At 60.2% G+C, this 13,186-nt stretch carries 14 protein-coding genes and 4 pseudogenes; 9 read left to right on the top strand and 9 right to left on the bottom strand.

Going from position 1 to position 13,186, the window contains the following annotated elements:
* Positions 1 to 133: 133 nt before the first annotated feature.
* Positions 134 to 265, top strand: a complete 132-nt coding sequence (locus ACJYUO_RS20435) for a hypothetical protein (RefSeq protein WP_494347165.1) — start codon at positions 134 to 136, stop codon at positions 263 to 265.
* 67 nt (positions 266 to 332) lie between these two features.
* Here ACJYUO_RS20435 and ACJYUO_RS20430 read toward each other — a convergent pair.
* The 5 genes and pseudogenes from ACJYUO_RS20430 to ACJYUO_RS20410 all read right to left on the bottom strand — a co-directional run.
* A pseudogene (locus ACJYUO_RS20430) lies at positions 333 to 718 on the bottom strand (transposase); the annotation flags it as partial.
* A gap of 38 nt (positions 719 to 756) precedes the next feature.
* A complete protein-coding gene (locus ACJYUO_RS20425; RefSeq protein WP_494347164.1) occupies positions 757 to 1,776 on the bottom strand; it encodes an NAD(P)/FAD-dependent oxidoreductase in 1,020 nt (339 codons plus the stop codon).
* A gap of 161 nt (positions 1,777 to 1,937) precedes the next feature.
* Entirely contained in the window at positions 1,938 to 2,981 is a 1,044-nt protein-coding gene (locus ACJYUO_RS20420) for an NAD(P)/FAD-dependent oxidoreductase (RefSeq protein WP_494347163.1), read from the bottom strand.
* Positions 2,978 to 3,334 (bottom strand): thioredoxin, encoded by a 357-nt coding sequence (trxA, locus tag ACJYUO_RS20415; protein ID WP_494347162.1) that lies wholly within the window; start codon positions 3,332 to 3,334, stop codon positions 2,978 to 2,980. The genes ACJYUO_RS20420 and trxA overlap by 4 nt, the downstream gene beginning before the upstream one ends.
* A gap of 223 nt (positions 3,335 to 3,557) precedes the next feature.
* Positions 3,558 to 4,220 (bottom strand): class I SAM-dependent methyltransferase, encoded by a 663-nt coding sequence (locus ACJYUO_RS20410; RefSeq protein ID WP_494347161.1) that lies wholly within the window; start codon positions 4,218 to 4,220, stop codon positions 3,558 to 3,560.
* 110 nt (positions 4,221 to 4,330) lie between these two features.
* Between ACJYUO_RS20410 and ACJYUO_RS20405 the strand changes: the two are divergent.
* Positions 4,331 to 4,669: pseudogene (locus ACJYUO_RS20405) on the top strand (DUF302 domain-containing protein); the annotation flags it as partial.
* A 120-nt stretch (positions 4,670 to 4,789) separates the two neighbouring features.
* A complete protein-coding gene (locus ACJYUO_RS20400; RefSeq protein ID WP_494347169.1) occupies positions 4,790 to 5,536 on the top strand; it encodes a DUF2270 domain-containing protein in 747 nt (248 codons plus the stop codon).
* A gap of 37 nt (positions 5,537 to 5,573) precedes the next feature.
* Here ACJYUO_RS20400 and ACJYUO_RS20395 read toward each other — a convergent pair whose 3' ends face one another.
* Both ACJYUO_RS20395 and ACJYUO_RS20390 read right to left on the bottom strand, forming a co-directional pair.
* Entirely contained in the window at positions 5,574 to 6,722 is a 1,149-nt protein-coding gene (locus ACJYUO_RS20395; protein WP_494347160.1) for an MBL fold metallo-hydrolase, read from the bottom strand.
* A gap of 109 nt (positions 6,723 to 6,831) precedes the next feature.
* A pseudogene (locus ACJYUO_RS20390) lies at positions 6,832 to 7,557 on the bottom strand (aminotransferase class V-fold PLP-dependent enzyme); the annotation flags it as partial.
* Between ACJYUO_RS20390 and ACJYUO_RS20385 the strand changes: the two are divergent.
* The gene (locus tag ACJYUO_RS20385; RefSeq protein ID WP_494347168.1) at positions 7,456 to 7,788 is read left to right on the top strand and encodes a DUF302 domain-containing protein; all 333 of its coding nucleotides are present in this window, start codon (positions 7,456 to 7,458) and stop codon (positions 7,786 to 7,788) included. The pseudogene ACJYUO_RS20390 and the gene ACJYUO_RS20385 sit on opposite strands and share 102 nt — an antisense overlap.
* Before the next feature lie 2 nt (positions 7,789 to 7,790).
* The gene (locus ACJYUO_RS20380) at positions 7,791 to 8,399 is read left to right on the top strand and encodes a class I SAM-dependent methyltransferase (RefSeq protein ID WP_494347159.1); all 609 of its coding nucleotides are present in this window, start codon (positions 7,791 to 7,793) and stop codon (positions 8,397 to 8,399) included.
* Here ACJYUO_RS20380 and ACJYUO_RS20375 read toward each other — a convergent pair.
* Positions 8,307 to 8,906: pseudogene (locus tag ACJYUO_RS20375) on the bottom strand (TSUP family transporter); the annotation flags it as partial. The gene ACJYUO_RS20380 and the pseudogene ACJYUO_RS20375 sit on opposite strands and share 93 nt — an antisense overlap.
* Before the next feature lie 561 nt (positions 8,907 to 9,467).
* On the opposite strand from ACJYUO_RS20375, the gene ACJYUO_RS20370 reads away from it, so the two are divergent.
* Positions 9,468 to 9,839 carry a thioredoxin family protein gene (locus ACJYUO_RS20370; protein WP_494347158.1) on the top strand — a complete coding sequence of 124 codons (372 nt, stop codon included), beginning with the start codon at positions 9,468 to 9,470 and terminating at the stop codon, positions 9,837 to 9,839.
* Positions 9,840 to 9,950: 111 nt separating this feature from the next.
* Entirely contained in the window at positions 9,951 to 10,490 is a 540-nt protein-coding gene (locus ACJYUO_RS20365) for a DUF2243 domain-containing protein (RefSeq protein WP_444722366.1), read from the top strand.
* 136 nt (positions 10,491 to 10,626) lie between these two features.
* On the opposite strand, the gene ACJYUO_RS20360 is transcribed toward ACJYUO_RS20365, so the two are convergent.
* Positions 10,627 to 10,803, bottom strand: a complete 177-nt coding sequence (locus tag ACJYUO_RS20360) for a hypothetical protein (RefSeq protein WP_494347157.1) — start codon at positions 10,801 to 10,803, stop codon at positions 10,627 to 10,629.
* 95 nt (positions 10,804 to 10,898) lie between these two features.
* Here ACJYUO_RS20360 and ACJYUO_RS20355 point away from each other — a divergent pair, with 95 nt between their 5' ends.
* Both ACJYUO_RS20355 and ACJYUO_RS20350 read left to right on the top strand, forming a co-directional pair.
* A complete protein-coding gene (locus ACJYUO_RS20355) occupies positions 10,899 to 11,075 on the top strand; it encodes a hypothetical protein (RefSeq protein ID WP_494347156.1) in 177 nt (58 codons plus the stop codon).
* A gap of 201 nt (positions 11,076 to 11,276) precedes the next feature.
* The gene (locus tag ACJYUO_RS20350) at positions 11,277 to 13,112 is read left to right on the top strand and encodes a multicopper oxidase family protein (protein ID WP_494347155.1); all 1,836 of its coding nucleotides are present in this window, start codon (positions 11,277 to 11,279) and stop codon (positions 13,110 to 13,112) included.
* The last annotated feature ends 74 nt before the right edge of the window (positions 13,113 to 13,186 follow it).

The following is a 13,186-nucleotide window of genomic DNA, read 5'->3' as shown; positions in this document are numbered from 1 at the left end:
TTTAGCTAACTGAACGACGTTGCTCGTGAAGCGGGAAATTTTCGACATAGAGCATCGGCGATTTCCCGCTTCATCTTCCTAGTTCTAACGGTCGAAGCCGACGCTGTCTAGCGATTCACCAGAGCCGATCGAAGTGATTGCTGAGGAACAGGGCAGCGACGACGCACACGTCGTCGTCACGAACTACCTCGGCGAGGAAGAAGCCCGAAAACGGCGGCGAGAGTTCATGCGCGAACAGTTGGCGGCGGCGTTCGAGGGCAAGTGAGGAAGTGCTAGCTGTCGAAGTGAGCTGTCTTCCCTGATTCATCCTTGCTCTCAACTCGCATTCCAATTCGGTACTCACTGTTTCGTCGACGATCCGTATCTCGGTGATCTCTCCCCATAAACCATATCGTGCTATATCGAATCTGTGGTTGTGGTATCCCCTCGTCTCTGAGTTTTCGCGTAATTGCATCCAGTCGTAGCCTTTGGCGAAGCTGTGCAGATCGCCTGTGTTGCGGCAGGCGACCCGCCAGCCGAACTGTGTATCATGCGGTTTCCCGGTCGTACAGTGAACGTCGAGGACAGCTTGCATCGCCGTGTCAACGAGAGCGGTCGTTTTCAGTGTTTGAACGCGATAGTTTGTCCGGCGGTAGTAGTGCTTGCTGCCGTTCTCACGATGGAATAGCATGGCGTCGTGCCCAGCCACCAAATATGTAAGTGTGTTTAATACATACCAACCCGACAATAGTTCTTATAGAACAATTCTACAGTCATTCAGTCATATGTGTGGAAGTCGACTTCTTGCTCGAGAAGTTCGTCGGGAATCCCAGGAACTTCATCGGAACGGACTGGACCCTGTTCCTCGATGACGTCGAGATCGCGGGGAAATTCACGTAACGCGAAATGCAATGAAATACCAGCCTTTGCTCCTTCGCCCAATGCAATTGGGAGTTGATTATGCCCAGGTGTCAGGTCTCCCACTGCATAGACGCGATCGACTGTTGTCTGCCCGTGATCATCGACGACGACCGTCCCATCATCATTGATATCACAGCCGAGGTTGCGGGCTAGACCGTTGTTGTACTCGGCACCGTACATGGCAAAACCACCCTTGTACTCGCGAACCATGCCGTCTTCGAACTCGAGGGCTGCTAACCACCCATCTTTGTCGTTTTGAACGCCAGTGATGTCCTCGTGAATGATATCGATCGGATGGTTCGAGAGCATCGTTGCCGTCTCGTCGCTCCATTCAGGGCTATCATTGCGGGTGAGTATATCAACATCGTCAGTGAAGTTTAGCATGATCGCAGCTACGTGTGCAGCGCTCTCCCCGTATCCCATGACGTAGACGGGTTCATCGACGAACATGTAGGCATCACAGTGCAAGCAGTAGTGGAGTCCACGACCAGTCCGCGGTAGTGGCGGTTCCGGGCGGATATCGTTGAACCCCGTCGCGAGAACAACGTAGTCTGTGCGATAGTCAGCATTATTCCCGCAGAGACGGATCGAACCGTCCTCAGTACTGTCGCAGGAGACGAGTAGATCATTGTGGATATCGCACCCATACTCTCGAAGTTGGTCTCTACCGACCGAGAGAAATTCGTTCCCAGATGTCTCCTCGGTGACACCCAGTAAATTATGGACGTCTTGCATCATCGCTGCACGTCCACCGCCTCGGTCAACAACGGCAGTCCGATGGCCAAGTCGCGTCGTATACAGCGCCGCAGTCATTCCAGCCGGACCGCCTCCAACGACGAGAACTTCGTAATCGTGAACAGTTGAATTAGTAGCCATCGTCTCTTCGTCCGATATCGACACATAAAATGGTCGTTCGAAATTAGCGTGATATTGTGGATACAGTGACAAAGCCAGCGAGTGAGCTCTAGTTCTTGAATTCTATAGACTTACTGAGCGACCATCCCTAATCTAATAATTCATAGAACCCATGTTTTCAGCTACAGAGAGATCTCAAGTGTGGTCTCTGCCGTCCGCTCGAGCGTGTCGAGATACGCTTCGGCGTCGAGGGCCGCCATGCTGCCGGTTCCTGCGGCGGTGACTGCCTGTTGATAGTGTGGATCGGCGACGTCGCCGGCGGCGAAGACGCCCTCGACCGCCGTTCGGGTCGTCGCGCGGCCGGCGTCGTCGGTTCGAGTGTAGAGGTAGCCACTTTCGTCGCGATTGACCATGGTTCCGCCGAGGAACTCGGTGTTCGGCGTGTGGCCGATGGCGTAGAACACGCCGCCGACATCGACTGTCTCCTGATCCACGTCGACGCCGTTTGCGGCCTTCTCGCTGGGGTAGCCGTCAGGATGGGAGACGAGCGTCGCGCTGGTGACGCCTTCCTCCTGTGAGCCGTGAAGCGCCTCGAGTTCCGTATTCCAGCGGAATTCGATGGCCTCATTATCGCGGGCGCGGTCAGCCATGATCTCGGATGCGCGCAGTTCCTCGCGACGGTGAACGATCGTCACGCTGTCGGCGAACTTCGCGAGGAAGAGCGCCTCTTCCATCGCCGAATCGCCGCCGCCGATCACGAGGACGTCGTCACCGCGGTGGAACGCGCCGTCGCAGGTTGCACACGTGGAGAGCCCGTAGCCCATCAGTTCGTCTTCGTTCTCGGCGCCGACCCAGCGAGCGCTCGCGCCGCTCGTGATGATCAGCGCACGCGTTTGCAACGTGTCGCCGTTCGAGAATTCGAGTTCGAACGGCCGCTCCTCGAGCGTCGCGTTTTCGACAGTGCCGTGTGTGAATTCGGCGCCGAAGCGCTCGGCCTGGTCCTTGCCGTTTTGGATCAGCTCCATCCCGCCGACGCCCTCAGGGAAGCCGAGGTAGTTCTCGACATCGGTCGTCAGCGTCAGTTGGCCGCCCGGTTCGGGTCCCTCGATCACCAGCGGCTCGAGGTCGGCCCGCGCGGCATAGACGGCCGCGGAGAGGCCAGCGACGCCAGAACCGACGATCACTACGTTGCGAACATCCGTGGTCGTGTCTGTTTCCTTGTTCATTCGGTGTATCTCTCGATCAGGCTACGGAGTTGGTCTTCCGGCAGCGCGCCGGACTGCTGTTCGACCTGTTCGCCGTCCGCGAAGAGGGCCAGCGTCGGCACGCCGCGAACGCCGAACGAGCCCGCGAGTTGCTGGTGTTTGTCAACGTCGACCTTCGCGATCACGGCCTCGGTCGTGTCCGCGAGCTGCTCAAGGACGGGATTGAGCATCTGACAGGGGCCACACCAGTCGGCGTAGAAGTCCACGAGGACGACATCGTGCGCCGTCGTGACGTTCTCGAGGTGGCTTCTGCCGTCGATGTAGATCGGTTCGTCGAGCGATTCTCCGGAGGCGTCGCGTGCATCAGTTGCCATCACCACTACGTATGGACTGATAGCATTTAAAGGTTGTGTGAGATTTGTACAATATAGGAACATAGGGGCTTGGAGTATCCTCGTACAGCGCACATGGTAATGAACGGAAAGATAAGCGTATAATGCCGGATAGGTGGCCGTCCAGAAGATTTTGGAGAGACATAGAGACGTTTTTGACGATCGAATCGTCTCGGACAGTTTTGCACATATAACTAACAACCAGTTATTCGACGGAGTCGATCGGCTCCCCTGAGGGACTCGCGTCAAAGCGCACGAAATACCCGGCTCGCGTTCCGACGCGCGCGTCGAACGCCAGTCCCCGCCGTTCGACACGGCGTCGTAGCCCTTCGAATCCGACGAAGTGCGGATCAGGGAGCGACTCGCCGACGACGAGTCGGCCATCGGGTTTCAGGACTCGCTCGAGTTCGTCGAGGGCTCGCTCCTGGTCAGGAATCTCGCCGAGAACGAGGACCAGATACGCCGCGTCGAATGTGTCGTCCGGATACGGAAGCGAGCGCGCGTCGCCGCGGATCGGTTCGACGTTCGACTCACTTTTCTGTCGCATTCGCGTCCGGAGGTGTTCGACCATCTCCGATTGGACGTCCACGGCGTGCAGTGTCCCCGACGGTTCGATCGCTCGCGCAACCGTCCACGTGTAGTAGCCCGTTCCCGGGCCGACCTCAAGAAAACGTTCACCGGGCCGGGGCTTCAGCACGTCGCGCAGCCTCGAGCGAGTGATGACCGGACGCGGGAGGCTGATCGCATGGCGCTGGGCATACGGACACGGTGACGGGTTCGATCGCCACTGGAGGGCGTATCCGAGTCCGGCGAGCAGCGTAAGCCCGAGTAGGGCGGCGATCGCTCGTACGGTACGACGAGAAACCATGGTAGCCTCTTCACCACGGACGGACTACAGTCTTCCCCGAACTGACGCACGTACCGTAGGCTTGCTATTGCTACCTCAACTACGATCATTCTCGAGATCGGTCATACAGTATGTCCTATACGATTCGTACACAAGTCGACGGCGAGTTTGACGATATCGTCGAGAAAACGATCGACAACCTCGAGGACGAGGGGTTTGGCGTGCTCTGCGATATCGACGTCCGGGAAACGCTCAAGAAGAAACTCGACGAAGACTTCCGGCAGTATAGAATCCTGGGTGCGTGCAATCCGCAGTTGGCTCATCAGGGACTCGAGGACGATCTCGAACTCGGGACGTTGCTCCCGTGCAACGTCGTCGTCTACGACGATGACGACGGCGTCGTCGTCAGCGCGGTCGATCCGCAGCGTCTGATCGGTGTCGCCGAGAACGACGACCTCGACCCGATCGGCGACGACACGTCGAACGCTTCGAACGGGTTCTCGAGTCGCTGTAGTCGGGTCCGAGAGCGGCCGTTCACGGTTCGTCCCGACGCCGCGTTCGCTTATGGGACAGGGCGGTGTCCGTCGTACATGGTAGATTCGAACGACGACGAGTTCGATCCGACGGCGCCCGAACAGCGGGAGATCGGCCGCGAAATGGTCGACGAGAGTACGGGCCTCGGGTCGGTGATGGCCCACGCGTACCGGGGCGAGCTCGGCCGGGTAGACACGTGGCGACAGCGCCTCGACCAGACGACGACGTGGGCGGTGACCGTGATGGCAGCGATCCTAACGTGGGCGTTCTCGAGTCCGGATAACCCCCACTACATCCTGCTTATCGGCATCGTGATCGTCACGGTCTTCCTCGGCATCGAGGCGCGACGGTACCGCGACTACGACGTCTTCCGATCGCGCGTTCGGATTCTTCAGGAGAACCTGCTCGCAACCGCTCTCGATCCGTCCCAGGGGGTCGAACACGTCGACTGGCGAGCGGAATTGAGTCGGGACTACCGCGATCCCACCGTGAAGGTACCGATGCGGGAAGCTCTCGCGAATCGCCTGCAACGCGTGTATCTCGCACTGCTCGGCGTCCTCCTCGTCGCGTGGATCTTCAGAGTGACCGCGTTTGCGGGACGCGAAGACTGGATCGAAACCGCTGCGATCGCTCGAATCCAGGGGCCGATCGTGATCGCGGTCGTCGTCGTGTTCTACGTCGCGCTGCTCGCGATCGCGCTGTGGCCGCGAGAGCGCCAGGCGAAGGGAGAATTTCGCAAAGAGAACGGGGCAGGAGGCGACTGGAAGGAGTCCGATACGGAAGACGAGCCACGAAATCGATGATCGACTGCAGGGAACCGATTCGAGCCCGCTGCGCGAACTAGGCCGCGCAGTTGTTCGGCCCTAACTCGAGTTCCGTCGCCTCGGACTCGTCCTCGGGTGGCTCCGAACCCGTGTTTATCTCGATCACGCGCTCGTAGTTCGGTGGCTTGTCGGGCGCATTCTCGACCAATCGGTCCACGAACTCGATCTCGTCCAGTCCCAGCAGGTCGAGGTTGTCGCGGAGGTCACCTAGCCGAGCGCCGATCAGTTCGCCGGGCGAACCCACCTCGTATCGGTTGTTCTCCGTGACCGACACGTGGCCCGGAAGGATCCGCGTCTCGTCCGGTAACTCGAGGATGGTGTCGTGAATCGATTCGTATAGCAGTTCGGCGCCGCTTGCTGCGTCCTCGTTACCGAATTGAAGCTCCGTCCGGCCGACGGACTCGACGAACAGCGTGTCGCCCGTCAGCAGCGCCTCGCCGTCGATGAGGTAGTTGACCATCTCGGACGTGTGTCCCGGCGTGTGGAGCGCTCCGATCTCGATCTCGCCGAGTTCGATCGTCTCGCCGTCGGCGAGTGGTTCGTAGTCGTACTCGACGCCCCGGTCGCTCGCATGTTCTCCGAGGTGGTAGGGTACGTCGAGTTCGTCCGCGAGCTTCGGTCCACCCGAAATGTGGTCGGCGTGGACGTGGGTATCGAGGACGCGCTCGATCGTCAGCCCGGCCTCCTCGGCGACGATCTTGAACTGGTCCGTCTGACGGGTCGCATCGACGACGACGGCCGACTCGGCGTCCCTCGAGCCGACGATATAGCCGAGACAGCCCTTCGCCCGCCGCTGCAACTGGATGATAACGAGGTCGTCGTTTTCGGTCTCGACGGGAACGACCTCGTAGACCTTGCTCCAATCCTCCATGCCGCCTTTTACGACGGACACGTCGTCGTACCCATGTTGCTCGAGTTCAAAGCTGAACGGCGTCGAGGTTAGTCCCTTTCCGCAGATCGCGACAATCGGATCGCCGTCTCTCATCTCTTCGACGCGCTCGCGCGTCTCGTCGGTGAACTCGTCGCTCGGGCCGAACGGAACATTCTCGGCGGCGTGAATTCGCCAGCCCTTGTAACTATCCTCGGGACGCGTATCGATGAGCATGAACGACTTGTCTGCGTCGATCAACTCCGCGAGCCGTTCGGGGGTAATTTGGTTTACCATTGGAATTACCTTACAATACTAGTTGGTGCGAGACTACCGATAGTTCTCATCCCTGCAAAGGCACGGCGAGAGGAATTGTGAAAGCGAAAGATTGCCCGCAATCGGTGTCCTACCACTCCTGTTCCAGTTCGTCGAGTAGCCGGTCAATGTCGCCGGCGGTGTTGACCGCGTGAACGGACGCTCGAACGCCGTCTGGATACGGGAGTGCGCGGACGACGATCCCGTCGGTAGCCAGTCGCTCGACCGTCGCCTCCGGATCGTCGACGTCGATCGTCACGAGTCCCGATTCCGGTGGCGATGGACTGAGCAGGCGGTCGTCGGGGACCCCGTCGGCCAGCCGCCCAGCGAGACGGTGGACACGGTCCTCGATCCGGTTGATCCCAACGTCGTTAATCACGTCGATTGCTTCCCGAAGCGCGACGTGGGGTGCCGGGTTCGCTGACCCGACTTCGAACCGACGTGCGCCGGTCGCGTACTCGTAGGGATCGGCGGACGGCGTCTCGACGCTTCGATAGCCAACCGTCCGTGGCTTGAGATCCTCGGCCACGTCGTAGTCGACATAGAGGAAGCCGCCGCCCCACAGCCCGAGGAGCCACTTGTGTCCGGCGGCGGCGACTGCATCGGCATCCCACTCTCGAGCGTCCATCGGCAGCTGGCCGGGAACCTGCACGGCGTCGACGAGTGCGAACGCGTCGTGCTCGTGGGCGATCTCGATCAGGTCCGCCACCGGAAGCTGCGTCCCGTGAGTCCACGTGACCGCGCTGAAACAGGCGAGCCTGGCGTCCGCGACGGCCTCGGCGAACCGCTCGAGATCGATCCGTCCATCCGCCGTCTCGACGACGCGAACCTCGACGCCCTCCCGCTCGAGGCGACCGACGGGAAGATGGGCGGACTCTTCCCGTGTAACGTCGTCGTCTGGGAGGAAGAACCCGGTCGACAGCGCGTCTACCACGTCTCGATCATGCGAATTGCGCGGCTCGTCAGAATGGCTCCGGACGACGACGAAATGGCGGACATCGTGGCGGAGACCGGCGAACTGGTCGATACCGCGTTCGAGAACCTGTAACCATGGGATACCACACGTTCGACGCCGAACGAGCGGACAAGTTAGAGGTGGCCGGACGGCGTTATCGGTTCGTCTCGGCCGAGGAACTGCTGTGGGCGCTCTCGCTCTCGTCGGACGAGACCGTCGCTGACCTCGGGAGCGGGACCGGTTTCTTCACCGACGATGTCGCGCCGCACGCCAGCGAGGTCTACGCAGTCGACGTCCAGGAGGCGATGCATGAGTACTACCGGGAGAAGGGCGTCCCGGCGAACGTCGACCTCGTGACCAGCGACGTGAGCGAGCTGCCGTTCGACGACGGCGACGTCGACGCCGCGTTTTCGACGATGACCTATCACGAGTTCGCGAGCGACGAATCGCTGGCCGAGGTTCGTCGAGTTCTCGCTGCCGATGGTACTCGTTCTGCTCTCGCTGACGAAGTGATCCTAGAAGAACAGCGCCGGGACGGTGTTCCGGAAGATGTTGAGCGAGATGACGAACAGGAGTCCGACGACGAACCAGTTGAACGTTCGCTCGTCGACCTCGAGGCGCCGCAGGTACGTGCCCAGCAACAATCCAACGATGGTAACAACCGCGATCACCGAACCGAGCCAGAGCCGGTATGTGGTCAGTAGGTCGGTAAACAGCGCCATCTGAACGATACGGACCGTGAAAATCGTTCCAAGCACCATCGATAGCCCGCCGATGTATCGCTCGGTGTCGCGTTCGAAGGTGTGGAAGTACGCCGGGAGCAGCGGCCCGAGATTCGCGAACGCGAGCAGAAAGCCCTGGGAGAGTCCGGCTGCGCCGAGGGCGAACGGGTGGTGTGCCTCCCCGACCGTGACGAAGTTCTGGACGAGTTGGAAGGCCACGTAGCCAAGGAGGACGAGACCGATCACGAACGCGACGACCGGGCCGGCGCTGAACGCCGCCAGCGCCGCCACGCCGATGACGGTCCCTGCGATCGCAAGCACGAGGAGCGCCCACTCCTCGCGAACGAACGCCCGTCCCGTTCCGGTTTCGGCGATCTGGAACATGTTGAGCATCCACGGCGGAATCGCCAGAACGACGACGGCGACGGTCGGATCGATCACCGACGCGACGATCGGCGTCATGATGAGCGAATACCCGAAGCCAGTCATTCCCTTGACGGCGCCGGCGACGACCGCGACCAGGACCAGTCCGGCGAGCAACCCGCCCGAGAGATCGGATTGGACGCCATCCCCGACATTCTCGAATCCGGGAAAGAAGACGATCGAGGCGACGAGGACGGCCACCGTCGCGCCGACCATCGTCACTTCTCGGTATCGGAACTCGAGGAGGTTGGTAATGAACTGTTCAACGTCGACTCTGGATTCGGGGGCACTCATGCTAGTTTGAAGGTAGATAGAGACGGCACGAGACCGTCGTTTTCAGGCTATCAGCACTCTCGACGTATTCTACTGTGCGATACGGCGAGATTTATCGCGGCTCGGGTCACCGTCAGTCGAAGAAAGTAGCGAATCAGGCCTGTCCAGAGACGTTTACGAGGGTTTCTCGGCCAGCACCGCGTCATAGATGGAGGTGATATTCACTGTTATTTCCGCAGATCGGCGGTAGTAACCGGTGAAGGGCTCTCACCTGTGGCTCGCGCTACCAGCCGAGAGTCAGTATTGTCTCCTTTCCACAAAATACTGAAATGCGTCCGCGCCCTACTACCAGTGATGACTGACACAACGCCCTCGGATCCGACCGACGATGGCCGCCCGGCTGAAAAACCCGTCCAGTTGAACGACGTAGCCGACTACGACGAACTGCTCGCGACACACGACCTCGTCTTGCTCGAGTTCGTCACGTCCGGCTGTGGCATCTGCGCGTCGATGGAGCCGGTACTCGGCGCGGTCGCACGCAGCGCACCGGGAATCGTAGCGACGGTCAACGCCGGCCTCGTTCCCGATCTCGCCGCCGAGTTCGGCATCCAGAGCGTCCCGACTCTCGTCGTCCTGCGTGACGGTGAGGAGGTCGCCCGCCTCGACGACGGCTTCCAGCAGGCCGAACCGCTCGTCGATACGCTCGAGACACACGCAGTGCAGTAACGCAGTCCAAGGGAAAGAGATCCGATTATTCGGTAGAACGCGTTTCAGCAGTAGTGATATTCCATCAATCGCTGAACAGAAACCTTCCGTAAAGGACGCGAACACCACTTCATGAGCAGCCAACCGGATACCGCATCCGATCGGACGCAGAAGGCGGTGACTCGACGCGCTCTCGTCTCGGCAGGAGTGTTCGGATTCGGCTTCAGCGGTTTAATCGACGTTATCGTTCTGCATCAGATCCTTCAGTGGCATCATCTCGTCTCTGGCCTTTATCCGATGTACACGTTGGACGGTCTCGAGATGAATATCCTCGCAGACGGGTTGTTCTCGCTCGGAATGCTGATCATTATGGGAATCGGGGCGGGCCTCGTCTGGCGGTCGGAGCGACGAACTACCGTCCCGTTAGCCGTGCGACCGCTGGCCGGTGCTGCTCTGATCGGTCTCGGTGTGTTCGACGTATATGACGCCCTCATTGATCATGCCCTCTTGGGACTTCATCGACCCGTGGGCCCTGGCGGTCAACCCCTGTCTCCGGGAGGGCAATACAATCCCCACTGGATAGCCGTCAGCCTTCTCTTCGTCGCCGCGGGATATTACGTCTATAGAACGGGGATACAGAACCGTAGCGGCAACTCAGACGATCAGACGTAAACGATCCATCTACGGCTGCTCACCTATGATAACGGTAACTCTCCAACTCCTATCGAAAGCCGGCCTCCTTCTCCAAAGGAGTCCGTTACATGGTCCTCCGCAAGCGCCACCGACACCGGTCCCACACTGGGTAGTGCTACTTGTCATCGTCCCGGCTCTCTGGGTCATTATCGGTGGTATCGTCATCCTCATCGATCGAGTTTTGCAACGGATGTAAAAATCCGGCACGTAGATCGAGCGATTCTCGGCCTCGAACAACGGGTGACGATTTGACGTCCGCCACCCGGATCAGTGTGCCGTCCTCGAGCGGCATGATGATCTCGAGGTTACCGTGACCGCTTCGTGCACAGCACGTCGACTTCGCCCGCGAGACAGCGGCCAGCTGAGAGGTGGTCAGCGCGGACGTGAGTGTCTTCGACGCCGACGATCTCCGTCGCGCTGGTCAGTCGCGTTCGGGTACTGATCGACGTATTGATTCGGTTTGATGACGATCCCCTCATCGCCGTCGTGGACGAGGGAGGTGACCGTTCCCGTCCTGAGTCGGACGATCTGAACGGCGCCATCGGTAGCGTCGGCAACGTCTGACGGTGGACGTGATGTCCCCTTCATTTCGTCGGTCTGCCACCTCGTCGTCTTCGTACTTGACATCGTGGGATCACAGACGGCCGTCTCAAACCCGAAACGAACTACGTAATCGTCCGTTCGACGATGACCTTGTTCCGATTCCGATGTGGTAGGAATCGTCTGTCCCCGCATATACGGGGAGTTCATACGAACCGTTGTACCATGGGAGATCACACTGAGTCGTCCGGATCGAGGATATCACGCCGCAAACTCTGCATCGCGGCCGGTGCCACGGGTATCTCGGCTCTCGCGGGCTGTTCGGCACCGACGAATCCGTCTCGAGCTGAGAGCGCGGCGACGATAACGGACCACTCCTCGCCGGATCTCGAGAAATGGGTCGACGAGGTACCCCGACCGGGCGTCGCGGAGCCGTCCGGGACGAAGGACGGGCAGCCGCGCTACGAGATCGAGATGCGCGAGGTCGAGCAGAAACTCCACCGCGATCTCCCGAAGACGACCGTCTGGGGGTACGGCGGACAGTTCCCGGGCCCGACGATCGAAGCCGAGCAGGGCGAGCCGATCTACGTCCGCTGGACGAACGACCTTCCGGATGAGCATCTCATGCCCGAGGACACCACGATTCACAGTGACATCATTCCGTACGATACACCGGGCGTCCGGACCGTGACGCATCTCCACGGCGGAAACGTCGAGTCCGAGAGCGACGGTCACGCACAGGCGTGGTACACTCGCGACTTCCAAGAGACGGGGCCGGAGTTCGCGAAGAAAGACTACTACTACGTGAACGACCAGCCCCCGGCGACGCTGTGGTATCACGACCACTCGCTCGGTATTACGCGACTCAACGTGTATGCCGGGCTCGCCGGGTTCTATCTCCTGCGGAACGATCACGAACGGAGCCTCGATCTGCCCGAGGGCGAGTACGAGATCCCGCTGGTGTTTCAGGACCGGAGTTTCGAGGAGAACGGTTCGCTGTTCTATCCGACGGCCGTCTCGGACGAGCAAGGCGGCAGCGACGAGTCACATCCCGACCCGAGTATCGTTCCGCAGTTCTATGGGGACACATCCGTCGTCAACGGGAAGGTCTGGCCGCGACTCTCTGTCGAACCCAGATTGTATCGGCTCCGACTCCTCAACGGGTCGAATAGCCGATATTATACCCTCAAACTCCGCCAGTACGACGAGTCGTCGGGCGAGGTCGGCGATGCTGGACCATCGTTCGTCCAGATCGGGAACGATGGCGGCCTCCTCTCGTCTCCGGTCGAGATCGAGGACCGCCTCGAGCTCGGTGCCGGCCAGCGCGCCGACGTCGTCGTCGACTTCTCCGAATACGCCGGCGAGACGCTGCTGCTCCACAACAATGCGCCCGCCCAGTATCGCGGTGCGACAGGCTCGGACGACGACATCGTTTCTCTCCCCGAGATCATGCTCGTAGACGTGGGCGACGACGGGAACTCACAGGACGCTTCCGAACTCCCAGAGGAGCTGACCCGCGTTCCGGACGTCCCAGTCGATTCGGTCGATAACAAGCGATATCTCACACTCAACGGCGGCACGGCCGACGACTATGGCCGACAACTCTTCTTGCTCGGAACGGAAGCCGAGCGCGACGGTCTCAAAATCACCGTCCCCGTGACCGAAGAACCCGCACTCGGTGACACCGATATCTGGAGCTTCGCCAACCGAAGTGCGATGTCACATCCGATGCACCTCCACCTCGTCCACTTCCAGATGTTAGGCCGACAGCCGATCGGAGACTACGATCCGGCCGAGGACGAGATCGACCTCGACGCACTCGAGGCGCCCGAGCCGTACGAACGAGGATGGAACGACGTGGTCACCGTTGATCCCGGCGAAGTAGTTCACGTAATCGTCCACTTCGGAGAGCACGACGGACTGTTCAACGATCAGACGGGCACGTACATGTGGCACTGTCACATGCTCGAACACGAGGACCACGACATGATGCGGCCGTTCACCGTCCGACCGAACGACAGGGACGCCGATAGCGCCGACAATTCGACGACCCGCCGCTGAAGCAGTGGCGGGAGATTTCCGTCGCGAAACGGGCGCGAGAGCGGTTCGAGAGAAGTGAGAGTACGGTGAATCGC

It is taken from the genome of Natrinema sp. CRL1 (genome assembly GCF_059162405.1).
This window is presented reverse-complemented; position numbering and strand designations above follow the sequence as displayed.